This is a genomic window from Actinomadura macra NBRC 14102 (genome assembly GCF_001552215.1).
Taxonomy (GTDB): Bacteria; Actinomycetota; Actinomycetes; order Streptosporangiales; family Streptosporangiaceae; genus Spirillospora; species Spirillospora macra.
Genome location: NZ_BCQT01000011.1, coordinates 131,788 through 158,737, shown reverse-complemented (window position 1 = coordinate 158,737; position 26,950 = coordinate 131,788). Strand labels below are relative to the sequence as shown.

24 protein-coding genes are annotated in these 26,950 nt (G+C 68.7%); 4 read left to right on the top strand and 20 right to left on the bottom strand.

Features of this window, described 5'->3' with window-relative positions:
- The first annotated feature begins 75 nt into the window (after positions 1-75).
- Both AMA02S_RS42015 and AMA02S_RS20485 read left to right on the top strand, forming a co-directional pair.
- Entirely contained in the window at positions 76-240 is a 165-nt protein-coding gene (locus AMA02S_RS42015) for a hypothetical protein (protein ID WP_157430746.1), read from the top strand.
- Positions 237-1,616: a 3-oxoacid CoA-transferase gene (locus AMA02S_RS20485; protein ID WP_218005064.1), complete on the top strand. Its 1,380-nt coding sequence runs from the start codon at positions 237-239 to the stop codon at positions 1,614-1,616. The genes AMA02S_RS42015 and AMA02S_RS20485 overlap by 4 nt, the downstream gene beginning before the upstream one ends.
- Position 1,617: 1 nt before the next feature.
- Here the strand turns inward: AMA02S_RS20485 and AMA02S_RS20480 are convergent, their stop codons facing one another.
- A complete protein-coding gene (locus AMA02S_RS20480; RefSeq protein WP_169806865.1) occupies positions 1,618-3,072 on the bottom strand; it encodes an aldehyde dehydrogenase family protein in 1,455 nt (484 codons plus the stop codon).
- Positions 3,073-3,846: 774 nt separating this feature from the next.
- Positions 3,847-6,690, bottom strand: coding sequence for an AfsR/SARP family transcriptional regulator (locus tag AMA02S_RS20475; RefSeq protein WP_067460974.1), 2,844 nt, complete (start codon positions 6,688-6,690; stop codon positions 3,847-3,849).
- Between the two features lie 504 nt (positions 6,691-7,194).
- On the opposite strand from AMA02S_RS20475, the gene AMA02S_RS43275 reads away from it, so the two are divergent.
- The gene (locus AMA02S_RS43275; RefSeq protein ID WP_067460973.1) at positions 7,195-7,842 is read left to right on the top strand and encodes a hypothetical protein; all 648 of its coding nucleotides are present in this window, start codon (positions 7,195-7,197) and stop codon (positions 7,840-7,842) included.
- Positions 7,843-7,894: 52 nt separating this feature from the next.
- Here the strand turns inward: AMA02S_RS43275 and AMA02S_RS20465 are convergent, their stop codons facing one another.
- Together AMA02S_RS20465 and AMA02S_RS20460 are read right to left on the bottom strand one after the other, a co-directional pair.
- On the bottom strand, positions 7,895-9,061 hold the full coding sequence (locus AMA02S_RS20465; RefSeq protein ID WP_067460972.1) for an acyl-CoA dehydrogenase family protein: 1,167 nt from the start codon (positions 9,059-9,061) through the stop codon (positions 7,895-7,897).
- 17 nt (positions 9,062-9,078) lie between these two features.
- Positions 9,079-10,263 (bottom strand): CaiB/BaiF CoA transferase family protein, encoded by a 1,185-nt coding sequence (locus AMA02S_RS20460; RefSeq protein WP_067460971.1) that lies wholly within the window; start codon positions 10,261-10,263, stop codon positions 9,079-9,081.
- Between the two features lie 109 nt (positions 10,264-10,372).
- Here AMA02S_RS20460 and AMA02S_RS20455 point away from each other — a divergent pair, with 109 nt between their 5' ends.
- On the top strand, positions 10,373-11,311 hold the full coding sequence (locus AMA02S_RS20455; RefSeq protein ID WP_067461301.1) for a LysR family transcriptional regulator: 939 nt from the start codon (positions 10,373-10,375) through the stop codon (positions 11,309-11,311).
- On the opposite strand, the gene AMA02S_RS20450 is transcribed toward AMA02S_RS20455, so the two are convergent.
- The 16 genes from AMA02S_RS20450 to AMA02S_RS20375 form a co-directional block, all read right to left on the bottom strand.
- Positions 11,308-12,282 carry an asparaginase gene (locus tag AMA02S_RS20450; protein WP_218005063.1) on the bottom strand — a complete coding sequence of 325 codons (975 nt, stop codon included), beginning with the start codon at positions 12,280-12,282 and terminating at the stop codon, positions 11,308-11,310. The genes AMA02S_RS20455 and AMA02S_RS20450 overlap by 4 nt on opposite strands.
- A 17-nt stretch (positions 12,283-12,299) precedes the next feature.
- The gene (locus tag AMA02S_RS20445; RefSeq protein ID WP_169806864.1) at positions 12,300-12,995 is read right to left on the bottom strand and encodes a GntR family transcriptional regulator; all 696 of its coding nucleotides are present in this window, start codon (positions 12,993-12,995) and stop codon (positions 12,300-12,302) included.
- 201 nt (positions 12,996-13,196) lie between these two features.
- Positions 13,197-14,015 (bottom strand): alpha/beta fold hydrolase, encoded by an 819-nt coding sequence (locus tag AMA02S_RS20440; RefSeq protein ID WP_067460968.1) that lies wholly within the window; start codon positions 14,013-14,015, stop codon positions 13,197-13,199.
- Positions 13,993-14,967, bottom strand: a complete 975-nt coding sequence (locus AMA02S_RS20435; RefSeq protein ID WP_067460967.1) for an NAD-dependent epimerase/dehydratase family protein — start codon at positions 14,965-14,967, stop codon at positions 13,993-13,995. The genes AMA02S_RS20440 and AMA02S_RS20435 overlap by 23 nt, the downstream gene beginning before the upstream one ends.
- A gap of 120 nt (positions 14,968-15,087) precedes the next feature.
- Positions 15,088-15,927, bottom strand: coding sequence for an ABC transporter permease (locus tag AMA02S_RS20430; RefSeq protein ID WP_067460966.1), 840 nt, complete (start codon positions 15,925-15,927; stop codon positions 15,088-15,090).
- On the bottom strand, positions 15,924-16,718 hold the full coding sequence (locus AMA02S_RS20425) for an ABC transporter permease (protein WP_067460965.1): 795 nt from the start codon (positions 16,716-16,718) through the stop codon (positions 15,924-15,926). Before AMA02S_RS20425 ends, AMA02S_RS20430 begins: the two co-directional genes overlap by 4 nt.
- Positions 16,715-17,539, bottom strand: coding sequence for an ABC transporter ATP-binding protein (locus AMA02S_RS20420; protein WP_067460964.1), 825 nt, complete (start codon positions 17,537-17,539; stop codon positions 16,715-16,717). The genes AMA02S_RS20425 and AMA02S_RS20420 overlap by 4 nt, the downstream gene beginning before the upstream one ends.
- Before the next feature lie 52 nt (positions 17,540-17,591).
- Positions 17,592-18,545, bottom strand: a complete 954-nt coding sequence (locus tag AMA02S_RS20415) for an LLM class flavin-dependent oxidoreductase (protein ID WP_067460963.1) — start codon at positions 18,543-18,545, stop codon at positions 17,592-17,594.
- Positions 18,546-18,620: 75 nt separating this feature from the next.
- Complete coding sequence (locus tag AMA02S_RS20410) at positions 18,621-19,595, bottom strand: ABC transporter substrate-binding protein (protein WP_084265398.1); 975 nt, start codon at positions 19,593-19,595, stop codon at positions 18,621-18,623.
- Between the two features lie 356 nt (positions 19,596-19,951).
- Complete coding sequence (locus AMA02S_RS20405; protein WP_067460961.1) at positions 19,952-20,695, bottom strand: GntR family transcriptional regulator; 744 nt, start codon at positions 20,693-20,695, stop codon at positions 19,952-19,954.
- Positions 20,696-20,779: 84 nt separating this feature from the next.
- Entirely contained in the window at positions 20,780-21,826 is a 1,047-nt protein-coding gene (locus tag AMA02S_RS20400; protein ID WP_157430745.1) for a MaoC family dehydratase, read from the bottom strand.
- Positions 21,827-22,130: 304 nt separating this feature from the next.
- The gene (locus tag AMA02S_RS20395) at positions 22,131-22,619 is read right to left on the bottom strand and encodes a flavin reductase family protein (protein WP_067460960.1); all 489 of its coding nucleotides are present in this window, start codon (positions 22,617-22,619) and stop codon (positions 22,131-22,133) included.
- Between the two features lie 16 nt (positions 22,620-22,635).
- Positions 22,636-23,844, bottom strand: coding sequence for an acyl-CoA dehydrogenase family protein (locus AMA02S_RS20390; RefSeq protein WP_067460959.1), 1,209 nt, complete (start codon positions 23,842-23,844; stop codon positions 22,636-22,638).
- A gap of 28 nt (positions 23,845-23,872) precedes the next feature.
- Positions 23,873-25,369, bottom strand: a complete 1,497-nt coding sequence (locus tag AMA02S_RS20385; protein WP_157430744.1) for an aldehyde dehydrogenase family protein — start codon at positions 25,367-25,369, stop codon at positions 23,873-23,875.
- Positions 25,366-25,764 (bottom strand): YybH family protein, encoded by a 399-nt coding sequence (locus tag AMA02S_RS20380; protein ID WP_067460958.1) that lies wholly within the window; start codon positions 25,762-25,764, stop codon positions 25,366-25,368. The genes AMA02S_RS20385 and AMA02S_RS20380 overlap by 4 nt, the downstream gene beginning before the upstream one ends.
- 77 nt (positions 25,765-25,841) lie before the next feature.
- Positions 25,842-26,888, bottom strand: a complete 1,047-nt coding sequence (locus AMA02S_RS20375; RefSeq protein WP_067460957.1) for a LuxR C-terminal-related transcriptional regulator — start codon at positions 26,886-26,888, stop codon at positions 25,842-25,844.
- Positions 26,889-26,950 lie beyond the last annotated feature (62 nt).

Here is a 26,950-nt window from a genome sequence, read left to right as displayed (position 1 = left end):
TCGACGGGCGGGCGTGACCAGGCTCATCGAGATGCTGCGGGCGCGGCGGGGCACGGCGTGGTCTGCACGGCCAGCATGGCCAGGAGGACACCGGGCAACCGGGTCAAGGCCGCCCCCGAAGTGATCGGCGACGCCGAGGGCCCCCGGATGATCACGAACATCGTGGCCCCTCCCGTCGAGGACGTCCCCGGTTCCGCCTCGCGGGCCCGTGACAGAGACGAGTTGAAGGGAATGCCATGACGATCAACAAGATCTATCCCTCCCCCGAGGCCGCCGTCGCCGACGTCCCCGACGGGGCGAGCGTGGCCATCGCCGGCTTCGGGATGGTCCACAGCTTTCCATCAAGCCTCACGGTGGCGTTGCGGCAGCAGGGCGCGAAGGAGCTCTGCATCGTCGCCAACTCCCTCGGCAGCGGCCCGTACCGCTCCAACACCCTGATCGAGAACTGCCAGGTCAACAGGTTGATCGTGTCGTTCTCCGCGCGGGCGGGCGAAGGGACGTCCGCGGCCGAGGAGCAGATCTCGGCCGGCCGTATCGACGTCGAGCTGGTTCCCCAGGGCACCCTGGTCGAGCGGCTCCGCGCCGGCGGCGCCGGGATCGGCGCGTTCTTCACCCGCACCGGAGTGGGCACGGCGATCGCCGAGGGCAAGGAGACCCGCGTCATCGACGGTGTCGAGCATGTCCTTGAGCACGGGCTCAAGGTCGACTACGCGCTCATCCGCGCCGAACGGGCGGATCGCTTCGGGAACCTGCAGTTCCGGGGCGTCGGCCGCAACTTCATGCCCAGTTTCGCCAAGGGCGCCCGGGTGGCGATCGCCGAGGTCGACGAGATCGTCGACGGCGTGATCGACCCCGAGGAGGTCGGGCTCCCCGGCATCTTCGTCGATCGGGTGGTCACCGCGACGGTCGAGGTGCCGATCGAGTTCCCCACCCGGCGCGCGGGCCGCACCGGGAGCAGCGCTCGGGAGTACAACGGCAAGCGGGCATGGACCAGGGACCAGATGGCCGAGATCGCCGCGTCCCTGCTCCCCGAGCCCGGCTACGTGAATCTCGGTCTCGGGATCCCCACGTTGATCTCGAACTACGTCGAGGGTCGCGACATCGTGCTCCACTCGGAGAACGGTGTCCTCGGGTACGGGCAGGTGGCCGCGCAGGAGGAGTTCGACCCTGCCGTGTACAACGCCGGCGGGCAGTACGTGACGTTGCACGACGGTTCCTCGTTCTTCGACAGCGTCACGTCCTTCGAGATGATCCGCGGTGGCCGGGTCGACGCCGTCGTCCTCGGGGCGTTCCAGGTGGACGGTCAGGCGAACCTCGCGAACTGGAGCGCCCCCGGCATGGTCGGCGGCGGGATCGGCGGGGCGATGGACCTCGTCGCAGGCGGCAGCACCGTGATCGTGCTCATGACCCAGTGCGACGCCCAAGGCCGGCCCAAGCTCGTCGAGCGGGCCGACTACCCGCTGACCGGGCGCGGGCTCGTCGACATCGTCGTGACCGACCTCGGCGTCTTCCGCTGGCAGGGGGCGCAGTTCCGGCTCGACACTGTCGCCCCCGGCTTCGGCTTCGAGGAGGTCGCGGCCCTGACCGAGCTGGACGTGGCCCTGCCCTCCGAGTAGGTCAGCGGACGTCGATCGCGAGGGTCTTGATCTGGCTGAACTCGTCGATGACCCAGTGGCCGCCAAGTCGGCCCCGACCAGACCGACGTCCGGCCGCGCCACCGAAGGGAAGGCTGAACTCCCAGTAGTTGGAGGAGTCGTTGACCACCACCAGCCCACAGTCGATGCGCTCGCCCATCTGGAAGGCCTTGGAGAGGTTGGTCGTGAACAACGAACCGACGAGCCCGAAGTCGCCGGCGTTCGCGGCCGCGACCATGTCCTCCTCATCGTCGAAGACCGACAGCGAGGCGACCGGGCCGAAGGTCTCCTCGGTGAAGAGCGCGGCGTCACGACCGACGGAGGTGATGACCGTGGGCGGGAAGAAGAAGCCGTCCTGGTCCTGGATCCGCTCGCCCCCCGTCACGATGTCCGCGCCACGCTCCTTGGCGTCCTCGATCAGCCGGTCGTAGCGAGCGATGCTGGACTCCAGGTGGACCGGACCCATGGTGACCTTGGGATCCAGCGGGGACCCCACCACCGTGTCCGCGGCTCGTTTCGCGAGCAGCCGGGTGAGCTCGTCCGCACAGGACGCCGCCACCAGGACCTTGCCGGCGGCACTGCACACCTGGCCGGCGTTCCAGAACGCCGCGTTCGAGATCGCCGCGGCGGCGATCTCGAGGTCGGCATCACCGAGGACCACGATGGGCGAGTTTCCACCCAGCTCAAGCAGAAGTTTCTTGTCCCAGGCCGATTGGGCGATGGATTGACCGGTCCCGCTGCCACCGGTGAAGCCGACCGCGACAATCCCCGGATGCGTCACCAGGTGGCTGGCGACCGCGACATCGTTTGTGATCACCAACTGCAGCAACTCCTGCGGAAAATCTGCCGCGAGGAGGATCTCCCGGAATTTCGCCGCCACGACGGCCGTTGTGGGGGCCGGCTTCCAGACCACGGCGTTGCCGGACGCGAGGGCCGGGCCGAGATACTCGACCGGAATGTTCACCGGGAAGTTCCAGGGGGTGATGACCGCCCACACGCCCAGTCCCTCGCGACGCACGATCGCCCGCTTGTTCGTGTCCTGCACAGGGGGCATCTCCCCGTTCAGGGCGAGAACGGACTCCGCGGCCATCTCCAGCCCACGAACTGCGAACAGGATTTCGCCGCGGGCCTCGGCAATCGGCTTGCCGTGTTCGGTGGAGAGCACCTCGGCGAGTTCCTCGTGCGAGGCGAGCAGCGCCTGGGCGGCTGAGCGACACCATGCGGCGCGGGTGGCGGGTCGCGTGTCGCGGGTACTGCGAAAGGCGGTTTCGGCGCTGGCGACGGCGGCATCCACGTCATGCGTCGATGCCGCCGCCAAATTGGCGAATGGCCGACCCGTGGCGGGGTTGATGGCCGGGTACTGCGTGTCGCTTTCACACCACGATCCGTCAATCCAGGATGCGCAGTAGTCGGCAGCCGAAGGCACGGTAAATGTCACGATGACCCCTTCCTAGGTGCCTTTATCTTATCAATTCTTCGGCCGCGAGAATAGAGGGAGAATGCATGTGCCGGATCGGTGGTCGACGGAACGCCGCGATGACGGCGTCACCCAACGGAGTCAGGGCGTGCGGCACGCGGAGGCAGTGCCGGGAGACCGCCCACCAGACCGGCGACGCGGAAGACGACGACCTGCTCGCACCCGGAACGGCGATGCGGCCGATCCGCGCGAGCCCGGACGACGCAGGGATCTGGTCACGAGTTCGCCCAGGTCATCGAAGAGCGGTTTGGATGATGCTCGCGTGCGTGCCCGTTCCGGCAGTCCGCGTTGGCCGCCATCCTTCCCCATGCACGTTGGTTCCGGTTGTGCACGAAGTGTCGCCGCCAGCGATTCCACGGGTGGCGGGGATATCGAGTCGACCTCGCGTTTCGGCGAGCGCGCCCGTTGATCTGAGCGAGCTTGCCTTCCGTGGCGGAGAATGCTCCGGAGGAGTGAGTCTCTAATATTGCTTCGGCAATCCATCAAAGGCAGGAAACAGTCGGGTTGCTCTTTTGAATCGCCCCTGTGGAGGCAGCTTTCCTCCTGCCTTAGAGAAGGTCACTGTGATCAACAAAGACCTTCACATCCTCGCCGGACGAACCTATACGCGCCCACCGGGAAGCCGATTTCGACGAAGGGCCAGAGATGACCGAGGCTTTCTCAGCATGGTGCGTCGATGACCTGTTTCCCTTTGTCGCTTATCCGTGCGTCACGAGGGTGCGGCCGGCCTTTTTCTCACGTCGCCAATGGACAGGATCCGTCCAGCTCTGCGTGGATCGTCTCCTGGACGGCCTGGACCTCGGCCTGCCTGGCCTCCTGGCCGAGCCGCCGCCAGATCGCCAGGCTGGCCTCGGCATGTTCGAGGGCCTCCTTCAGCCGCCCGAGCCGGCGGGTCGTCTCCATCAGTTCCTGAAGGGCCATCGCCTCCTGGTTGGGGACGGCGAGTGCGCGGCTGGCGGTGAGTGCGGCTCGGAAGTCCTCGACCGCCTCGTCCACACGGCCGAGGGCCCGCTTCGCCCGGCCACGGTTGATCATCAGGTACTGCCAGACATAGGGCTGTCCTCCGACCTCGTCGGCCAGCGCCAGCCCGCGCTCCAGCCACGGCAGTGCCTCCTGGGGGCGCCCGATATAGACGATGTAGAGGGCGGAGATGTTGTTGATCACCTCCAGCTGCGACCACCAGTCGCCGGAGCGCTCACTGACCGTCAAGCTTTCCTGGAAAGTTTCGAGCGCCACCGCATGATTGTGCTGGGCGGCGGCGAGCAGAGCGGACACGTTGAGCAGTCGGTCCAGGATCGCCTCGTCCCGGCAGTCGTGGGCCGCCTGGATACCGCGGCGGATCTGCGCTTCGCCGTCCTCCGGTCGGTCGACCTGCCAGAGCCCGCCGCCGAGCATGTACCGCGCCCGGGCTTCCGCGGGAAGGTCACCGCGGGCTTGGGCAGCGTCGGCGATCTCGGCCGCGGGGCCGTTGAGCTGCGGCCACAGGAACGCCACGTCGCCCAGGGGGTCGAGGGCGAGCAGCAGGTCAGCGGCGGCGGAGATCGACGCGCCGGGGTCCGCGGCAGCCCTGCGGACGGTTCCCAGAATGCCGTCGAGCTCGTTCAGCACCCAGGCCTGTCCCTCGGCCGGGTCGGTGAACGGGGCCCCTGCCGACTCGGTGGCCGCCAATGCGTCGGCGAGCTTGCAGCCGTTCCGTTGCAGCCGGTAGATGTTTCGGACGCAAGCGAGGTAGTGGTCGAGGATGCGGTCCAGGGCGGCGCGCCGGTCGGCCTCGGTGTCCTCTTCACGGGTGAGATCCGCGGCATAGGTGTGCAGCAGATCGTGGAAGCGGTACCGACCAACGGTGCGTTGTTGCAAGAGGTGTATGTCGAGGAGGCCCTCCAGGATCTGTTCGGCCTCCTGAAATGTGATGTCGGCGACCCGGGCCGCGCTGTGGGCGTCGAAATCGGTACCCGGGTGCAGGCTCAGCAGCCGGAACAGCCGCTGCTGGACCGGAGTGAGGTGCCGGTAGGAGAGCGCGAACGCGGCAGCCACGCTGCGGTCCCCGGTGGCCAGCTCACCCAGCCGCCGCTGCTGGTCGCCCAAGCGTTCGGCCAGGTGGGCGAGGGTCCAGGTGGGGCGGGTGCGCAGTCGGGCGGCGGCGATGCGGACCGCCAACGGCAACAGGCCGCACAACCGCACCACCTCCTGCACGGCCTGCGGCTCGGTGATGGCGCGCGCATCGTCGGCGACACGGGTGAACAGCGCGACCGCGTCGGCGGACGGCAGCACCTCCAGGGACAGCGTGCAGGCGGCGTCCAGGTCGGTGAGCCGACGGCGGCTAGTGATCAGCACCAGGCTGTCGGGATGGCCGGGCAGCAGCGGCCTTACCTGTTCGGCGCTGGCGGCGTTGTCCAGCACGATCAAGGCCTTGAGATCTGCCACTTCGGCCCGCCATAGCCCGGCCCGTTGGTGCAACTTGTCGGGGATCCGCTCCCCCGGCACTCCCACCGCGCGCAGGAGCGTGTCCAGGGCCGCGGCCGCGGTGCCGAGTTGGTCTCCGGCGGCGTGCGCGTGCAGGTCGATGAACAGTTGCGCATCGGGGTAGCGGTCGGCCAGCCGGTGTGCGGCGTGCACCGCCAAGGCGGTCTTGCCGATCCCGGCCATCCCGTCGATCGAATTGATCACTACGGCGGTGGCCGCCTCCCCCTTGTCCGGCAGGCTTGAGACGAGCCGGTTCAGTTCGGTGGCGCGGCCGGTGAAGTCGGCGAGGTCGTGCGGCAGTTGGTGAACGGGCCTGCGCCGCTCGGCGGGCGGCGCTTGCGAAGGCGGTGCTTGCGAAGGCGGCGCCGCCAGGCCAGGGTCACTGGCCAGGATCTGCTGGTGAAGTCGCTGTAGCTGGTCACCGGGGTCCAGGCCCAGTTCCTCCGCCAGCGCGCCGCGGGTGTCGTGGAAGACCCGCAGCGCTTCGGCCCGCCGTCCGGCTCGGTGCAAGGCCAGCATCAGCTGCCCGGCCAGCCGTTCCCGCAGCGGGTGCGCGGCCACCTGCTCGGTCAGCTCGCTGATCACGCTGTGGTGCCGACCCAGCTCCAGTTCCAGGTCAATGCCCTCCTCCAGCGCCGCCGTTCGTCTCTCCTCCCAACTGGTCACCTGCGGCTGCAGCGCCGGGCATTCCAACCCCGCCAGCACCGGCCCCCGCCACAGGTTCAGGGCCGCGCGGAACTCGGCCACCGCCTCCGCCGGTTCCCCACCGGCGACATGCCGGCGGGCCCGCCGCACCCGGCTGTCGAACATGGCAGCGTCGAGTTCGTCCTCTCCGACGTCCAGCCGGTACCCGGCACCCGCCGCCACCGGACCGGCCAAGCCCCCGTCGGCGAGCAGTCTCCGTAGTTCGGAAACCAGATTGCGGACGCGCTTCTCCGCGGTAGCGGGCGGCTCTTGCGGCCAGACCACATCCACCAAACGGCTCAGCGGCACCAGGTGACCTGCCGACAGTAACAACGCGGCCAGCACCTTCTGCTGACCGGCCCCGCTCAAGCGCAACTGCTCCCCGCCGGTCCAGACCTCCAACGGGCCCAAGATCTTGAATTCTCCGGCCATACGGCATCAACCCTCGGTATCTTGGCAGGCAAGGTTGATCGCCACCCAAGTCGACACTGACCTCAAACACAATACTGTGACAGATATGTGTCACAACAGGTCAATGAACGTGTTCGTCACAGGCGCGGCAGGGTTTCGCCATCCGATACCGGGCCGGCGTCATCTCGTGACACTGGGTCTCGGCATGACCTCTCAGGATCTGGCTCGCCTCACAACTCTCCGTGAGCCGACGAACTCAGCTGAGTGAAATTGATCTCCGCGTCGAATAACAAATAGAGACCTGGTTGTGGGTGAGTCCATCATTTTGAAGACGCATTTTGTCGCGCAATGTTTGCTCGCCCCTGGACATCATCGCTGACGTCGATCATCGATATGCCGACCCGCTATGGACCAGACATGGACCAGACATGGACGGCGCCCAGCAAGCTACTCGCATGGATAGGCCCAACCAGCTCTCCCCCACGCACCCTCCATTCCACGAACGAGCCGCGGTCTGACAGCGCCATGAGCGTCCACGACAGTCACGCTCCCAACCGCGCCGCCCTCACCCGCCAGCACCTGCTGAAGCGCGGCGACACATCCGCGCCCGAGGGGGTGGCCCTCCTGTGCGGGCTGGCCCTCCTGCCCGTCATCGCCGCGCTGCTGGCCACCCTGACCGGCCCCGCCGAACCCGCCGCCGGCAAGCAGGCCCCATCCGGAAGGGCCGCCGCGCCACTCGGCCATGGCACAGCGACCGCCGACACGACCGCCTTGTCGACAAGTACCAGCCGCCAATGGACTCCCGTCACCAACGCCACGGTCACCTTGACCAAACCAGGCGTGTACGAGGTGACCCAGCAGGTCCGCGGCCAGTTCATGACCGCCCGGAACCAGTTCACCCACGCCCGGATCATCTCCCGACTGTTCAACACCACCACCGGCACCCCGGTCCCGGAAAGCAACCTGCTCGTCGTCACCAGCACCAACCGTCCACCCGGCAGGAGCCGCGACTACGGCACCACCGCCACCGGCCGCGTCTTCATCGAGATCGACGAGCCCACCACCATCCGCCTGGAAGCCATGCAGGCATGGGACACCGGCACGGTCACCAAAAGCTGGATCATCACCGACCCCAACGGCCTCACCAAGCTGCTCTACAAGGAACTCGCCTGACGGTCGGTGCCGTGACGGTGACGCCGCTTCGCCGTTGTGAGCGCGGCATGGGTCACACGTCGAGTCCGCCTCGGGTGACGAGTTGGCTTGCGATGACGTTGCGTTGAATCTCGTTGGTGCCCTCACCGACGATCATCAGCGGCGCGTCGCGGAAGTACCGCTCGATATCGAATTCGGTCGAGTAGCCGTATCCGCCGTGGATGCGGACGGCGTTCAGGGCGATCTCCATCGCGGTCTCGGAGGCGAACAGCTTGGCCATGCCCGCTTCCATGTCCACCCGCCGGCCCGCTTCGCCCTCCCGGGCGGCGTAGAGCGTGAGCTGGCGTGCCGCGGTCAGCGAGGTGGCCATGTCGGCAAGGTAGTTGCCGATCGCCTGGTGTCGCCAGATCGGCTTGCCGAACGACTCGCGTTCCTGGGCGTAGGCGAGGGAGTCCTCGAACGCCGCGCGGCCCACACCGAGCGCGCGGGCGGCGACCTGGAGCCTGCCCATCTCCAGGCCCTTCATCATTTGGGTGAATCCCTTGCCCTCGACCCCGCCGAGCACAGCATCGATGGGTGCCCGGTAGTCGTCGAAGGCCAGTTCGCAGCTCTCCACGCCTTTGTAGCCGAGCTTGGGCAGGTCGCGGGAGACGGTGAGGCCAGGCCCGTGCTCGACGAGGAGGATCGAGATGCCCTTGTGCGCGGGTGTGACATCGGTGGCCGTCTTACACAGCAACGCGATCAACTGGGAGCGCCTGGAATTGCTGATCCAGGTCTTCACCCCGTTGACGAGGTACCCCCCCGCACTCTTGCGCGCGGTGGTCAGCATCGCCTGAAGGTCGGAACCGCCACCCGGTTCGGTCAGGGCCATGGTGGCCCGTACCTCGCCGGTGGCCATTCTCGGTAGGTAATGGCGCTTTTGCTCCTCCGTACCGAAATCCAGCAGCAGCTTGGCCACCACGGTGTGACCACCCATCGCGCCGGCCAGGCTCATCCAGCCACGCGCGAGTTCCTCGGTGACCAGGACGTAGCAGGGCATGGAGACGGCGTTGCCACCATATTCTTCGGGAATCGCCAGGCCGTAAATCCCGAGCTGCTTCATCTGCTCGATCAGCGTTTCGGGGTAGATGTTGGCGTGCTCCAACTCCTGAGCGATCGGCTTGACTTCATTGTCCACAAAGTCGCGCACGGTATCGACGACGAACCGCTCGTCAGAAGAAAGGATGTCCAGGGTGCTCATTGTTCCTCCCAGCTCTGTCAGATCACGCCGTCGGCGCGCAGGTCATCGATCTGTGCCGCGGAGCGCCCCAGTTCGGCCAGGATCTGTTCGGTGTGCTCACCGGCCGCGGGCACCGGGTCCATCCGCGGGGAGATTCCGGCCAGGTCCGCCGGCGGTAGGAGTGCTTCCACCACGGCACCGGGAATGCCCACGTCGTGCCAACGGTCGCGCTCGGCGAGCACCGGGTGGGCGACGAACTCACGGACGTCGTTCACTCCGGAATTGGCGATTCCCGCGCCGTCCAGTGCTTCCATGATTTCGCCGCTGCCGGCTTGCCGGAACCGTTCGACGATGATCGCGTTGAGCTCTTCCCGATGGGTCACCCGAGCGGCTCCGGTGGCGAACCGCGGGTCGTCCACCAGTTCCGGACGCTCAAGGAATCGCTCGCAGAGAGCGACCCACTCCCGTTCGTTCTGGACGGAGAACAGCACATCCCCGCCGTCGGCCGCGGTGTAGGCGCCGTACGGCGCGATGGTGGCGTGCTGCGTACCGATTCGCGGCGGCGGCGTGCCCCCGTACCGCGTGTAATAGGCGGGCTGGCTCATCCATTCCCCCAGAGCTTCGAACAGCGAGACCTCCACGGCGCGTGCCGAACCGGTGGTCGCCCGGGTGTACAGCGCGGTGAGAATCCCGGAGTAGGCGTACATGCCCGCGGCGATGTCGGCGACCGACACCCCGACGCGTGCGGTCGCTTCGGCGGTGCCCGTCAGCGAGACCAGGCCGGTCTGGCACTGGACGAGCAGGTCGTATGCCTTCCGGTCCGCCCAGGGACCGGACGTGCCGTAACCGGAGATGGTGCACGGGATCAACGACGGGTACCGGGCGGTCAAGGATGCGGAGTCCACCCCCAAGCGGGCCGCGGCGCCCGGAGCCAGGTTCTGCACGAACACATCGGCTCCGGCGAGCAGTTCCCCCAGGACCTCACGGCCGCGCGGGGACTTCACGTCCAGGGTCAGCGACTCCTTCGACCGGTTGAGCCAGACGAAGTAGCTCGACTGGCCGTGCACCGTCGTGTCGTACCGGCGTGCGAAATCCCCTCCCCCGGGCCGCTCCACTTTGATCACGCGTGCGCCGAGGTCCGCGAGCTGGCGGGTGGCGAACGGCGCCGCCACCGCCTGTTCAAGACTCACGACGGTGATGTCGGAGAGCGGACGTTCGGTCATACGGCGACCTCCAGATATCCGGTCGGGGAGACCCATCATCGTTGGTTATGTTGATTCGAGTAAAATAATGATTCCTGATGTTTTCATGCCGAGCGCGAATGGTGGGCCCGTGGACGTCAAGCAGCTCAAAGCGCTGGTGACGGTAGCCGAAGTCGGGAGCGTGACCCGCGCGGCGGAGCTGCTGCACCTGGTCCAGCCGGCCGTCACGCGGCAGATCCGCGCGCTGGAACAGGACCTGGGTGTCGCGCTGTTCGAGCGGACCCGGCAGGGCATGCGGCTCACCGACGCCGGCGTGCTCCTGCTGGAGCGTGCCAGGCGCGCCCTGAACGAACTCGAACGGGCCCGAGCGGAGATCCAGCCGACGCCGGGCGTGGTGACCGGCATCGTGACCGTCGGGCTGCTCGACAGTGCCAGCGACCTGCTGGCCGAACCGCTCGTGTCCGCCATCGCCCGAGACCACCCGGGCATCGAGCTGCGCGTGCTCACCGCGTACTCCGGGCATCTGCAGCAGTGGCTGGACGACGGCGATCTGGATCTGTCCCTGCTGTACGACCTCGCCGACACCCCGTCGCTGAACGTCAAGCCGCTGGTGCGCGAGAAGCTGTGGGCGGTCGCGCCGGCGTCGGCCGGGCTCCGGGCCGCCGAGCCGGTCCCCTTCGAGCAGGTCGCGTTGCATCCTGTGGTGATGCCCGCGTCCGGCCACGGATTGCGGGCGCTGATCGACGCGGCCGCCGCGCAGGCCGAGACGGCGCTGAACATCGTCGTGCAGACCAACTCCATGCACGTGCAGAAACAGCTCGTGCGCAGCGGCCACGGCTGGACGATCCTGCCCGGCGTCGGCATCGCCGAGGACGTCGCCAACGGCTCCTTGAGCGCGGCGCCACTGCGCGAACCCACGATGTGGCGCTCCATCGTGCTCGGCACACCCCGGACAGGACGCAGAGCACCCGCTGCCGACATCGTCGTCAAAGAACTGGCCCGCCAGATTCGTTCGGCCCTCCGCCTGGGGCGATGGCCCTCGGCGCAGCCGGACGACGGCGGCTCCTAGACACCGGCGTATGCCGCTCGTACCTGCTCGATGCCAGTGCCGTTTCCGAGCAGCAGGCTGAGCAGGATGCGGGCCTTCAGACCGTCGAGGTATCCCGCCGGAATCAGCCCGCGGGCGATGAGATCGCGTTCGGAGCCGGGGAAGCCGTAGGTCGCCTGGAGCATGTCGCCGCCGCCGGTCCGCGAGGCGAGCACCACCGGCATCGTCGCGGCAAGCCGCTCCAGGGCGGAGACGGTACGCGCGGAGACGTGGCCGCCGCCGAAGGACTCGACGACGAGCCCGGCGTACCCCAGGGCGCTGACCTGCTCGATGAGGCGTTCGTCCTCGCCAAGGCACATCGTCAGCAGCGCCACCGGCGGTATGGGCCCGGTGGGCACGGGAATGCCGGGCAGTGGCGTGGTCCGCAGCACGATCCTGGGCCGTCCCTCGACCAGCCATCCGATCGGCCCGGCCGTCATGGAGCGGAAGGCCGCGGGGCTGGAGGTGTGGGTCTTGCTGACGAACCGCGCCGCGTGGATCTCGTCGTTGAGCACCACCAGCGAGCCGAGCCCGCGGGCCTCGGGCGATGCGGCGACCTGGACGGCGGCGCGCAGATTCGCCGGTCCGTCCGGGCTCGCCAGGGTCGGGTTGCGCATGGCCCCGGTCACCACGACCGGGTTCGGCGCGTCGATGAGCAGGTCGAGGGCGAAGGAGGTCTCCTCGATGGTGTCGGTCCCCTGGACGACCACGACGCCCGCCGCCCCGGCCTCGAACCGCGTCTCGATCTCCGCCGCGAGGGCGGTGAGATCGTCGAAGGTGAGGTCCCCGGACGCGGTCTGCCGGAACGTCACCGCCTCCAGCTCGGCGGAGTCGGGCAGCCCGGGGACGCCGGCCAGCAACTCCTTCGCGGCGAGCCGCGGCGTGACCCCGCCACCGTCCACCCCCGGCGTGTTCGTGGACGCGATCGTGCCGCCGAGGGAGAACACCGCCACCCGAGGGGGCTCGTCCCTCACCATTGCGGCGTGGCGGGCAGATCGCTGACGAACTGCTTGAGTGCGGCCTCCATCGTCCATTCCATTCCGCGTCGTAGCACCTGCTGCGCCGCGGTGGCATCGCGCCGTTCCACGGCGGCGTGCACCTCTTCCATCGAGGCGGCCGCCCGGTGGATCCGCTCGCCGTCGACGAGCATGAGCCGGCTGTACCTGGCCGATCGCACGTACATCGTGTCCAGGCTGTTCAACATCTGCGGCCGATTGGCGAGCGAGTAGAGGTAACGGCGGTAGTTCCAGCTGTGCCCGACGTACTCCGGCCATTCCGCCTGGCTCCGCGCGGCGTGCTGGATCTTCTCCAACGCACCGCGCAGGTGCTCGATGTCCCGGTCCTCGATCTGCTCGACCGCCCTGCGCGTGAGCCACCACTCCAGGCTCACCCTGGTCGTCCAGACCTCCTCGAATTCCTCCAGGGACATCGGCGCGACACGCATGCCGGTATGTGGACGGCTGACCACCAGTCCCGCCGCGGCCAGCTCGATCAGCGCCACCCGGACCGGAGTGATGCTGACCCCGAAGTGCGCCGCGAGCTGGCGCAGCGGCAGATGGGCTCCGGGAGCGAGATCGCCCTCGGCGATCAAGCGGCGCAGTTCCTGGGCGATGCGCTGCTCCACCGTGTCGGTGACCTGCGATTGGCTCGCGGTGTCACTCGGCAAGTCCAACCTGATGGCGCGAGACGATCGGGCCTTCGCCCGTGATGACGGCTCGCTGGTCATTCTCTTCTCCTCCTGATGGACGTACGGCTGTCGCGGATCATGGCAGATATGCCACATCCGCGGACGGCGAGCGTGGCGGACGAAGGGGCGGACGAAGGGGCCTGCGCGTCCACGGCGCCCCGGCTCGTCGGTCGAGGCTGCTCATCGGGAATGACCGGGGTGGAGGACGAACTGCTTGATGACCTCGGCGGCACGTTCCGGCTGCTCCAGGACCAGATAGTGACCGCAGTTCTCCAGAATGTGGAGTTCCGCGTCCGGGATGATTGTCGTAGCCGTATCGAAGCCGACACCGCTTCCCGCCGGGGCGGGCGGTGTCATCTGGTCTTCGTCGCCTCCGAGCAGCAGGGTTCGGGGCAGCCGGGGTAGCAGGTCCGACAGGTCCATCGCCTCCAGGCTCTCCGTGCCCGCGACGAACGACTTCGGGTCATTGGAGCCCATCGCGGTTCGCAGCCGGTCCAGGACCTCCGTGGCATCCGGGCGATCGTAGAAGCCGCGAGAGAACCCGGCCGCGGCTGTCTGGTCGGCGACCTGGACCATACCGCTGTCCATCGCGCCGCGCTTCCAAGTGTGCCGCATGTGCCGGGCGGCGTTGTCGTAGCGGAACAGGCAGCAGGACAGGATGAGGTCCTTCAGGACCTCGGGATGGTCCGCGGCGAGGGTGGTGGCGACCAGGGCCCCCATCGAGGTGCCGTGCACGTGGACGGGACCGCCGATCAGTCGCTCGATGAACTCGGCGATGTAGCCGGCCCACTCGGCCACGCCCAGCCGGCCCTTCGCGACGCTCTGCCCGTAGCCGGGCAGGTCCAGGTCGATCACGTCGAAGGAGTCGACGAGAAGCGGCGTCAGCATCGCGAAGTTCCGGTGCCCGAAACCGCTCCCGTGAATGTCCAGGATCGTCGGGCCGGTTCCCCGGCGCTCGTACCAGACCACGGACCCGTCACTCAGTTCGAGCGTTCCCACGCTCACCTCCCGTACTCGTCGTGTCGACGGCGCCGCTGTCCTGGCGCAGCCGGTCCAGCGTCTCCGCGAAAGCGTCGCGTAGCGGGGTCAGGCGGTATTCGTCCCCGGCGAGCTTTTCGAAAGCGCTCACGCTGAACCGGTGGGGGAAACCCAAACGGCCGGGTTCGGAGCGAATGGACACGCGGGGACGCAGTTCCCGGACCAGGCCCACGGCGTCCTGCATGCTCGCCACCGTGCCGGGCAGGTTGTAAATGCCCTGATCAGTCTCATCGCGGCCGTTGACCAGGATGAATGCCTTGGCGACATCGCGAACGTACTGCCAGGAGAACACGTCGTCTCCGAACGGCACGACGGAATCCCGGTCGCGCGCGGGCCGGTCGAAAAGATGCTCGGTGAACAGCCCTTCGCCGCGTTCCTTGCCCTGCCCGTACACCAGGCCGATCCGCAGCCCGACGGTGGTGAGGCCGTACCGTTCGCGGTAGGCGAGCGAGATTCCCTCGGCGTAGGACTTGGTGACGCCGTAGACGTTGTCGGGGCAGTGACGGCTGGCCTCGGTGAACTCCTCGGCGCCGCCGTCGGCCTGTGTCTGGTGGCCGAACACCGCCATCGAGCTCGCCCAGGTGAGGTGGGTGACGCCCTGGACCAGCGCGACCTCCATCAGGTTCTGGGTCCCGATGACGTTCACTTCGAGCGCGTGGTACGGGTCCTGCTGCGACGCCGGGGCCAGCAGCGAAGCCAGGTGGATGATCCGGTCGACCCCGTGCTCGTGCGCGATGCGCGTCAACTGCCTGAGGTCCCGGACATCGCCCTGGACGGCGGTCAGCCGGGGGGACGGCGGCAGCCCGGAGGCGGGGGCGTGGTCCAGAGCGACGACGTCGGCTCCGGCGGAGAGCAGCTCACCTACCACGTACCTGCCGACGAAACCGGACGCACCCGTGACCAGTGTCGTCATCGGACCAGACCCCCCGCCCGCGTGACGGCGGGTGACGGCGCCGACCGGCGGTCTGTACTCATGGCTTCTCCTGTGTCCCTCGATCGTTTGCGTTGTCTGCTCGTGCCGTCGCCGCTCCCGTCACGGCCCCCCGAGGGTCCGGGCCGAGAACCGGCCGCCGTACCGTCGCAGCAGGTGGACGAACGCACGGTCGGCGCACAGCCCCAGCGTGCCGAGGACGATCAGCGCGGCGAAGACCCCGCGGACGTCGGTGTTGGCGGTCCCCTCGGTGATCAGGACACCGAGGCCGGACGAGGCGCCGAGCATCTCCGCGGTGACCACCGTCATGAAGGCGTTGCCCATCGCGATGCGCACACCGGAGAAGATGTAGGGAAGGCTGGCGGGCAGCCGGACGACGAAGAACAGCCTGATCGGGCTCGCTCCGTACGTGCGCGCCATCCGGATCATGTTCCGCGGCACCGCCTTGACACCGGCGGCCGTGTTCACGGCGACGACGAACACCGAGGTGTAGACGATCAGCGCGATCTTGGACGTCTCCCCCGACCCCAGCCACAGCAGGGCCGGAGCGAACCAGGCCAGCGGTGGGATGAACCGGAACACGTTGATGAACGGTTCGAGCAACGCCTCGATCACCCTGCTGGACCCCGACAACAGGCCGAGCAGGACTCCGGCCAGGGAACCGACGAGCAGACCGGTCAGCACGCGCAGCACGCTGGAGGCCGCTGCGGTCCCGATGTCTCCGCTGGTCAGACCGTCGATCAGAGCGGAGCCGGTGTCCGCTGGTCCGGGGAACAGCAGCGGCTTGCCGTAGGCGCGGGAGAGCACCTCCCACCCGATGAGGAGTACGCAGATGCCGGCGACGGCCACGGGAACCCCGCGCCGCCTCGCTCGCCTCGCGGCATCACGCTTCGCCCGGTTCGCGGCGACACGGTTGGTCTGGGCGCGTGAGGTCGTGCTCACTGGTTCACCTGCCCGGCGTAGAAGCGGGCGAGGCCGCGGTGGGTGGCGACGCTGAACACCTTGTCGAACAGCAGCCCGGAAGCTCCGAGCAGCAGGATCCCGGCGAACATCGTCGGGGTGTCGAAGAAGATGCGCGAATGGTAGATCAGGTATCCGATGCCGTCCTTGCCCGCCACCATCTCCGCCGCGACGACGCTCATGAACGAGTAGCCCAGTGACAGGCGCATTCCGGTGACGATGTACGGCACGGCGCCCGGCACGATGATCGACCGGTAGATGCGCAGCCGGGAGGCGCCGAACGTGCGCGCCATCCGCACCTTGTTGGCCGGTACCTGGGACAGGCCCATCAAGGTGTTGATCGTCACCGGGAAGACCGTCGCGTAGACCACGATGAATCGCAGCGAGCCCTCCCCCACACCCAGCCAGATGGTGGCGGGGATGATCCAGGCGACCGGGGTCACCGACCGGAGGAAATGGACGACCGGTTCGAGTGTCACCGCGATACTCCGGACGCTGCCGATCAGGCTGCCGACCGCGATCCCCAGGGCGCTGCCCATCGCGAACCCGATGATCACCCGCCTCAGCGTGATGAGCAGTTGTCCGCGCTGCTCGGCATCGGACAGCACGTCACCCAGCGCCGACAGGCAGGTCAGCGGGGTGGGAAAGACCAGCAGGTTGTCCTTCCACAACGCCGCACCGTGCCAGGCGAGCACGGCCACCAGCACCGCGAGGATGTTCAGGGCGGGCCGCTGCCAGCGCCAGTGTCCAGAACTCACCCCGACCCGGTTCACCTGGGCTCCTGGGCGGCGACCGATGGACGAGACTTCGCGGCGGTGACCGCTTCCTCTATCTCTCGGTACAGTTCCGCGAATTCCGCGGTGCCGCGTGCGCGCGGCCGCGGCAGCGGGTTGTCCATCACCGTTTGGAGCCGCGCAGCCGGTCCGGAGGTCATCACGCCGATCCGGTCGCCAAGGATGAGCGCCTCGGAAATGTCGTGCGTGATGAACAGAACGGTCCGCTGGGATTGCTCCCAGAGCCCGGCCAGTGCGTCTTGAAGGGTGGTCCGGGTCTGCGCGTCCAGCGCGCCGAACGGCTCGTCCATCAACAGGACGGGCGCGTCGACCACCAGGGCGCGCGCGATCTGGACGCGCTGCTTCATCCCGCCCGACAGCTCATGCGGGAACTTGCCCTGCTGCCGGTCCAACTCGACCATTTCGAGTGCGCGCTGCACACGCTGGGCCCGCTCGGTGGCGGGAGTGCGCAGGGCCCGCAACCCGAACTCGACGTTGTGCCGGACGTTGAGCCAGCCCAGCAGGGAGTCGTCTCCCTGGAAGATGACGGCGCGGTCGGGTCCAGGGCCGGCGACCGGCTTACCGTCCATGCTGATCGAGCCCGTGGTGGGCCGCTCGAATCCCGCGACCTGGTTGAGGATCGTGGTCTTGCCGCATCCGCTGGGGCCGAGCAGGACGAAGAACTCCCCGCGCCGCAGCGTCAGGCTGACATCCCGCAGGATCGGCTGAGGACTGCCGGGATAGGCGAAGGAGACGTCGTCGATGACGACGAACGCCTCATCGGACGAACGCGCGTGCGAGCCCGTGATCGGTTGAGTCATGTGCGACCTCTCCCGTCAGAAGTGTTGTTTGGGGTCGTCGGGGTGTCCGCGCTCATGGGCCCAGCGCGGCGGTCAGTCGTTCCCCCGCGAGGGCGACGTGCGAGTCGGGGTCGGGCACGGTGGTGCTCAGCACCACGCCGTCGATCCCGCTCTCCCGCTGGAACGCCCGGAGGCGCTCGGCGACGCTGCCCGCGGTGCCCACCGCTGCGAAGCGCTCGAACAGGTACGCCTCTTCTTCTGCGTAGTCGTCCAGCAGTCGCTCGTTGACGCCGCCCGCCTTGGCGTGCGCCGCGAAGTCGTAGCGGGCGAATGCCTGCTCTAGACCTGGACGCAGCCGGACCGGCACGTCCCGGGCGGCCATGCCGCCGCCGATGGCGTGCCGGGCCACCGCCAGGACCGAGGCGCGCACGGCCTCGCGTGCCCACGGCACCTGATCCTCGCGTTCCACCAGGTGGCCGATCAGGAAGACCCGCGCGCCCACCGGCCCGTCCGGACGGCTGCCGGCCGCGGCGATGAGATGCCGCGTCCAGGACGCGGACAAGCCGCCTCCCAGTACCAGACCGTCGATGCCGGGGGCGATCATCGAGGCGGCCTTCGGTCCGCTCGCCGCCAGCTCCAGCGTCACCGCGTCCGGGACCACGCCGCGGATCGTTTCCAGCGCGAGACGCACTTGCTCGGCCGGGGCCGGACGCAACCCGACGCTGTGCACCGCCGAGTCGCCGGTGCCCATCACGACCGCCAGCCGGCCGGGGGCGTGGAGCGTCGCGAGCGCGGCGATGTCCGCCGCGTGCACGGACGGGTGACGGGTGACGGGATTGGTGACGAACGGCCCCACCTTGATCCGTGATGTCTTGGACAGGATCAGTTGCACGGTGGGGTACATGGCGCCGAACAGGTGGGACGAGTCGGCGACCCCGAATCGCCCGATGCCGGTGCTCTCGGCGATCTGCGCCAGGCGCAGCGCCCGGGAAGGCGACGCCGGCAGATGTGAGATCCCGATGTCCACGGGCCGTTCCCCTTCCTGGCTGAGTGGTGATGTCCTGCACGGCGGGCGGGCCGGTTTCCGCCCGCCGTGCAGGCGTTACTGGCCGGCTTCCTGCACCCAGGTCGCTTCGACGAGGCTCTTGGCGTCCACGCGGGCCTTGATGTTCTTGTGCTGTAGCTGGTAGTCGGCGATCGCCTGGATCTGGTCGATGCTCTTGGGATCGAACGAGAGGCTGAAGTCGATCTGGGCCAGGATCTTCTGGACCTGTCCGTCGTCCGACATCCCGGTCAGTTCCTTGACGAACGTGACGACCTCCGCCGGGTTGCTCTTCATGTAGGCGGCCGTCTCGCGCAGTCCGCGCAGGACGCGCAGAGCCGTTTCCTTGTCCTTGTAGACCTTCGGTCCCGCCGCCACGTACCCGTAGAACGGCAGCAGGCCGTCGTCGCCGCCCCACCAGGTCACCTTGGCGCCGCTGACGCTGGCCACGGCCTTGGAGACGTTGGGCTCGAAGTGGATGATCGCGTTGGCCTTGCGCTGTGCGAAGGCGGGGACGAGCTGCGCGAACTTCGCGTCCATGATCTTGATCTTGGAACGATCCAGCTTGTGGTACTCCACGAACCTGTCGAACCAGTAGTTGGCGGTGGAGTTGGACTGGAACCCGACGGTCTTGCCTTCGAGGTCGGACGGCTTGCTGATGCTGCCGTCGGTGACGAACCCCCACCACTGCGAGGAGGTCGCGTTGTGGCCGATGACCTTCACCTGGGCCTTCTGCGCCGCCAGGCTGACGACGGGGAACCCCGCCACCGTGGTGAAGTCCGCCTGGCCGGTCGCCACGGCCTCCGTGCCCTCCACGCCGGTCGGGTACTTCTGGAGTTTGGCGTCCAGCCCCTGCTTCTTCAGGAAGCCCTTCTGCACCGCGAAGTACAGCGGCACCCCGAAGAAGTCCGGCTGGGTCGCGACGGTGATCTTCGCCGTCTTGCTCCCGCCCTCCGAGTCGCCCCCGCCACAACCGGCGAGGACGAGTGACGCTCCGATCAGCACCGAGCCGAGAACGCGTGCCCGTACCCTCATGAACCCCTCGCTTTCCGCGGCGCGATGCCGACCCGTGGCCGGGCCTGCGCAAGCTCGCTCCTCTGACTGCCACTGAGGCCCCACTGACGTGGATGTGGCGCCGCTCACGTCTGGCGGATGTTGTCACATGCAACATCTGGCCGTCAATGTAGGGCCATGGAATCTTCAAGGGACGGCCGGACGCCGGGCGAAACGGAGCGCCCGTGATAGCGGCACAGGGTCTGATCTGCGGTTCCATCGAACCAGGACGCCAACAGGCCGGCATCCGACCGCCGCCGGAGCTTGGCGGCGAGCCGAAGCCCAGCGGCTCACGGCCCCTCATCGGCCCAGCCGGAAGGCCCGAACCCGGCCGGCCGTTATCTCGTGCTGCGGCGCAGTCTGGTGCGATAGGAATGCAACTCGGGCAGGAAACGGCTGACCGCCAGTTCGACCGGGGTACCCGTGGTGTCCAGGTACAGGCGATCGATCCGCAGCAGCCGATGCCCGGGGGCACAGCCCAGTTGCGCCGCAGCCTCCGTGTCGGCGAGCGCGACCGTGACGCTCTGCTCCGCCTCGGCGATCGGCGCTTCCAGCCTGCCGTCGAGCAGCCCGATGATCGTCAGCTCACTGGTCGCCCCGGGCGTGGCGAGTTCGGTGACCGGCGCCAGCAGGAGGCCGACATCGGCGGGCAATGTGACGGTGGTGAGACAGAACGGCGTCCCGTCGTGAACCCGCCGGAAGTCGACGCGGTAGACCAGGTCGTCGGGCAACCTCAGCCGGCCGGCGGCGTCCACGTCGATCCGGCGGCGCAGCGGCGTCGTGATCTGCATCCGCGTGTCGACCGACAGGCCCATCAGGTCGTCGATCGATCCGAACTGGCGCAGGTAACCGTTGCTCCGAGGGGCGGCGAAGGTCCCCCGGCCGGGCACGCGGTAGACCATGCCCTCGGCCACGAGATCCTGGAACGCCCGCCGGACCGTCTGCCGGCTCACCCGGTGCCGCTCGGACAGCTCCGCCTCCGTCGGGAGCCGCCGCCCGTCCGCGTAGTGCCCTTGCAGGATCTGCTCGCGTATCTCCCGGGCCAGCGCGCGGTAGCCGCTCTCCCTACGCTGCGCGCCCATCGCTCACCTCTGGTCTCCTCGCCCCGGTCGGCGATTATGCCGCGCGTCCTCGATCTCCGGTCCCCGGCGACCGGCTCGTCCCCATCAGGCGAACAGGGCGACGAGCCGCCAGTCCAGAACGTCGGCCGGTGTGGCACCGGCGCGAACCGACCGGACGAGCGAGCGCAGGTGAACCAACCCGCCACGCGCGAGCGGCTCGGTCCGCTCGACCTCGACGGTACTGGTCAGCGTGTCCCCCTCGCGGACCGGGCCGAGGTGGTCGCAGCCATGCCAGCCGACGACGGTGACGAGTTCCGGCAGTGCCCGGACCGCCTGGTGCAGGGCGATGCCGATGGTGTGACCGCCGTAGACCAGCCGGCCCTGATCACCGGCGGTGGCGTCGTGATGCACCTTGGCGACGTTCAGCGTGAGCCGGGCCAGTTCGGGTGCTGAGGACACGACGTCTCCGCCGGTCACCGTGAAGACGTCGCCCTGTGCGAGACCGGCGAAGTGACGGCCGGGCAGCGCGTCCCGGTAGGAGGCGAGGTCCCATCCGGACGCGACCGCGGCCATCTCGTCCCGCCCGGGATCGGCGCCGATCACGGACAGATCGTCGGCGTGCCCGGTCTCGACGGCCTGATCCCGCAGCGGCAGCATGGCACAACGCCAGAAGTCCAGGATCGGGCGGTCGTCCTGGTCGACCGTGCTGATCCGCAACGCGGCCAGGCCGGTCGCGGGCCGTCCCGGGCGGCGGGAGTTCTGCCGGAGACCGACGACCTCGGTGACCGTGCGCAGGGTGTCGCCCAGCCGTGGAGCCCGCCGGAAGACCACCCCCCGGTAGAAGAGGTTCGCCACGACCGTGTGCGTCGCCGTCGTCGACTGGCCGATGGCGACGTCCCAGACGAGGTTCGGAGCGGCCAGGACACCCTCGCCGCCGAGCACCCGCCGGGACAGCCCGTGATCCAGCACAAGCGGTGACCGGCACCCGACGACGGCCTGGTGGGCGGCGGCCAACCCCTCGGTGAGGGTCCGGGCGGGGCTGTTCCCGAAGCGCTGCCCATGGTGAAGGTCCTCGAAGTAGGGACCGTCGACCGTTTCCACGCGGACGCTCACCAGGCCCTCCCCGCGGCGCGCCACGGCGTCCGGCGACATCGGTCACCTCCGGCTCAGGCCGGCGGGCCCTCGAAGCCATGCCGGCAAGAAGAATAATGTGATGCCAAAACCGCTCTGCGTTCAGCAGTCACCACAGGTTCCTAGTTCCTAAATGTTATCAACTTCATCGATATGGCAGTACAAATCGAGGGCTGGATCACAGCGACCGCGGGCGGACCCGCGCGGGCGGGAAGAGCCGTGGCACGGGCGCTGGAATCTCCACCGGTGCCCGTGCCACGTGCGTCCCTGGGTCAACAGGACGCGATTGTGAAGCGTTGCCGTCGCCTCACCCACCCGCTCCTCCTCAGACCGGCGCCAGCCGCCGGAACCGGCTGGTGTGGAAGACCAGCGGAGGGGTTTCCGGCCTGGCGAGCAGGCCCTGGACCTCCAGCAGCACGATCACATGATCGCCGGCCGGAATCTCGTCATGGAGGCGGCAGTCCAGCCAGGCGGTGGCGTCGAGGACGAACACCCCACCGCCCGGCCGTGCCTCCCAGTCGACCCCGTTGAAGCGGTCGCCTTCCTTGCGGGACAGGCGTATGCAGGCCTCGTTGTGGTTCTCGGCGAGCACGCTCAGCCCGAACCGCGGCGCGTGCCGCAGCTTCGGCCAGGTCTCCGAGGTGTTCTGGACGCATATCGACACCAGGGGCGGGGCCAGCGACACCGCGGTGAACGAACTCGCCGCCATACCGGTCGGCGTCCCGTCGACGAGGGCGCAGACCGCCGTCACTCCCGACGGGAAACACCCGAAGGTCCGCCGGAGCGCGGCGACGTCCTCGGTGACCTCCTCCATTTCGACCACCTGGCCTTCAGGCCGTGGCCAGTGAGGGGGCCTGACCCGGGTCCAGCCCCATCGTCATCAGTCCGGCCATCTCGGCGCAGGCGTACGCGTTCGGCGGCATGATCGCCGCGGTCGTCACGTCGCGCAGCATGCGCTCGTATCCCTTGGGGCGCATCAGGGCGTTGAGGCCGCCCGCGGTGGTGCCGAGCTCGATGACCCGCCCGATCGCGTCCGCCAGCATCAGCTTCGCCTGAAGATAGGCGTGGCAGGTGCCGAGACCCGAGCCGGCCGTGTCCGCCTTCCACGCGGCCTGGTACATCATCAGCCGGGCGGCTTCGACCTGCGTCGCGACGCGCCCGACCGCCGAACTGATCGTCGGGTGGTAGCCCATCGGCTGGGCGTATCCCTTCGCCATCCGGGTGCCGAGGTTCTCGGCCAGCCAGGTCACCATCGCTTCGGCGAGCCCGAGATAGCAGCCGGTGTAGCCGCCCCAGCTGACGGCCGCCTGCGCGACGATCCAGTTGGTGACGAAGTCGTCGATCGGCCCCAGAACGAGATCCGCGGGGACGTGCGCGTCGGTGATGCTCACCCGGTTGCTGCGCGTCGCCCGCATCCCGAGCGTGTCCCAGACGTCGTCGACGACGATGTGTTCCGGTTGCGCGACCGGGAGCAGGAACGCGATGACCGACGTCGGATCGTCGCTCCAGTCGGGCCGGGCGAACATGAAGGCGTAGTCGCTCGCCTCCCAGATCGATGCGTACATCTTGGTCCCGTTGACGCGCAGGCCGCCGTCGGCGGTGCGGGCGGCCGTCACCGTCGGCAGGAACGACCCCGGCAGCAGGCTCGACGAGGACGGCTCGGACAGCGGCGCCGAGATCAGCGCGCCGTCGTTGATCACCAGCGAGGCCACGTGCTTCTTGACCTCGGGGTCGAACGACGGCAGCTCCGCCGCGATGCGTGTGGCCACGTAGTGCATGTTGAATCCGAGCGCCGTCGAGGCGTCGCCCTGGGCGAGTTGCTCGACGGTCGCCAGCCACGCGGTGGACCGCACGCCGAGCCCACCCAGATCGGTGGACAGTCCTGCACCGTACAGCCCCGCCGAGCGCAGGGCGGCGAAGCTTTCCGCCGGGATCGCGCGCTGTTCGTCCGCAGCGGCCGAGCTTCGCGCCAGTTCGCCCGCGAGCCGTTTTCCGACCTCCGCCATTTGCTGACTCTGTTCGTCCAGCCGGAAATCCATGGTTCCTCCACGATGTTCGTGTGGCGCGTCAGTCCCACATCGGGGGACGCGCGGTGTCGAGACTGACGTTGACGACCTTCGTGGCCTGGTACTCGGAGATCGTTTCCGCGGCGCCCTCGCGCCCGAAGCCGCTGGCCTTCACGCCGCCCTGGGGTTGGCCGAGAGGTGTGGCGAACCAGGTGTTCACCCAGACCATGCCCGCCTCAAGGCGCCCGGCGATGCGGTGCGCCCGTGCCAGGTCGGTCGTCCACACGCCGCTGGCGAGCCCGTAGGCCACCGCGTTCGCACGGGCCACGACCTCGTCCTCGTCCGACCAGCGCTCGACCGTGAGGACCGGGCCGAAGAACTCCTCGCACGAGGCGCTCGTCCTCCCGTCCGGGTCGGCCAGGACCGTCGGCCGGTAGAAGGCTCCTTCACCGAGGTCACCACCCAGATCCGGGACGAGGTGCCCCGCGAGCACGGTGGCGCCCTCGCCGACGGCCTTGTCGACCGCCCCCGCGACACGATCCCGATGCGCGATGCTGATGAGCGGGCCGACCTGAGTCGACGGGTCGAGCGGGTCACCGACACGGATCCGGTCGGCGCGTGCCGTGACGCGCTCCAGCAGCTCGTCGTGCACGTCGGCGTGGGCGAGGACGCGGGACGCGGCGAAGCAGACCTCACCGTTGGCGGCGAAGATCCCGGTCAGCACGTCCTCGGTCAGCGTGTCGAGATCGGCGTCCGGCCCCACGACGAGCGAGCCCTTGCCTCCGAGCTCCATGAGCGCGGGGGTCAGCCGGGTGCCCGCCCGGCTCAGGATCGTCCGCGCGCTGGCCGTACCGCCGGTAAAGCTGATCTTGGCGATGCGCGGGTCGGTGACCAGCGCGTCGCCCGCGCTCGCGCCCAGGCCGGTGACCACGTTGACGACACCCGGTGGCAGCAGGTCCGCGATCGCCTCGACGAAGCGGACGGTGCTCACCGACGCCAGCTCCGACGGTTTGACCACGACCGTGTTGCCCGCCGCGAGAGCCGGCGCCAGTTTGTGGGCGACCGAGATGAGCGGCGAGTTCCACGGCACGATCGCGGCGATGACGCCGAGGGGGCGCCGGGTGGTGTAGACGTGCGATGACTCCGGCGCACCCTGGATCGTCTCGCCGTGGACGCTCCTCGCCATCCCGGCGAAGTAGCGGAAGATCTCCGCCGCGGTCGGCACGTCGATCAGCTCCGCCTCACGGATCGCCCGCCCGTTCTCTGTGGCGAGCAATGCCGGCCAGTCCCGCGCCGTCGCCGTCAGCCGGTCGGCTATCGCCCACAGCAGGGTCTGTCGCTGCGCGAGGGAGGTCGTCCGCCATGTCTCGAACGCCGTGGCCGCCGCCGCGACCGCCTCGCCCACGACCGCGGCGTCGCAGTCGGCGACGTACGCCCACGTCCGGCCGGTCGCCGGTTCGACCGCCGGGAGCACCGCCGGCACCGGCCGCCGCTCGCCGCCGACGATCGCCGGCAAGGGCTCGTCGATGGTGGGGCGGCCGGTCGCAACCTCGGTCACGAGTCGATTCCGAGGTGGACGGAGTGGAACGGGTTGTCGATCACGATGCGCCACGTGCCGTCCGGCCGGCGACGGAAGACGTTGCTGTCGATCGCGCTCATCTCGACCGGTTCGCCGTCGGCGCCGGTCCCGGACAGCTCCCAGCGGAGTGCGACCAGAACGATGTCGTCGGCCTCGACCCGGTGCAGTTCCTCGATCTTCAGATGGGGCTTGAGTTCGAGGAATTCCACCAGTGCCGCGCGCAGCTGAGCCGTACCACGCGCCGGCGGCGTACCCGGTCCCGTCTGGAACACCGTGTGCTCGTCCCAGCATGACAACGCGGCGTCCAGATCACCGGCGTTCATCGCCTCGACGAACAGATCGTTGAGTTCCGTGACACTGTTGTGTGATCCCATGGCCGAAACGCTACAAATCGTTTCTTCCCCGCACATCACCCGTTCACGGGAATGCGCCGGGTCACCCGAAGATGGGATCAGCGCAGAAACAAACCCGCCAGCTCCACCCGGGAATGCACATTGAGCTTCGAGTAGATCGACTTCAGGTGGTGCTTGACGGTGTTCGGGCTGATGTGCAGGCGTCCGGCTATCTCGTGGTCGCGCCGGCCCGCGGCGACGAGTTCCGCGATGGCCGCCTCCCGGGCCGTGAGGAGACGGCGCAGCGCGGGGGGCATCGCCGGTGTGGACGACTCGGCCGACAGGATCGACACGATCACCGAGGGTCGCTCGGGAAGGGGCGCCGATGTCACGCTGACCTCGGTCGCCGCGCCCTGCCCGGCGGACCGCACCGTCAGCCGCCGGGTCGTGTCGCCGCAGTCGATCGCCGCGTCGAGGACGGACCACGCGTCGTCCGCGGCGTCGAGCAACGCACGCGCGGGCCGGTTCGCGTGGCGCTCGGCCCGCTCCAGGTCGGTGACGACGATCGCCTGGCCGCTCGCCTCAAGCGCGCCCCACCAGGCCGCCCGCTCGGCATCGATCGCCGTCACCAGATCCGCCGCGGCGACCGCGGCCTGGAACATCATCGCCGCGACGGTCGCCCTGCGCCGATCGCCCTGGTCGAAGGCGGGCTCGCCACCGTTGCGGGCGAAATTGACGGTGCCGACGATCTCCCCGCCGCTGACCAGGGGCGCGCACATCACGTGCGCCATGTCGTAGTGCCGGAACAGATCTTGGACGATGGGGGCCCGCCGCCACTGGTCGGCCGGCGCCACCAGGGAATCGTCCCAGGCCCGCCGCGCCGCCACCGCCGCGCGCAGCACCGGGTCGACCGCCCTGCCAAAGCGCTCGTAACGATGCGCGTAGAACCGGCTGAGGCCGCGTACCGACGACGCCCGGGGCTCGCCCGTCCGCGGATCGAACAGGTAGACGCCGTAGGCGAATGACGGCACATGACCCGCGACCCAGTCGAAGTAGCGATCCTGCAATTCGTCCAGCCCTCTGGCGGTGACGAGCATTGCCAGCCCGGAACTCAAACGCTCTTCGTCGGCGACCATCGCGTCGCCGACATCGATGTCGTCGCCCATCCAGCGAGTATGCGCTATCGACATACCATTGTGCCAGGTCGCGCGGCCAATTCATGGTCGAT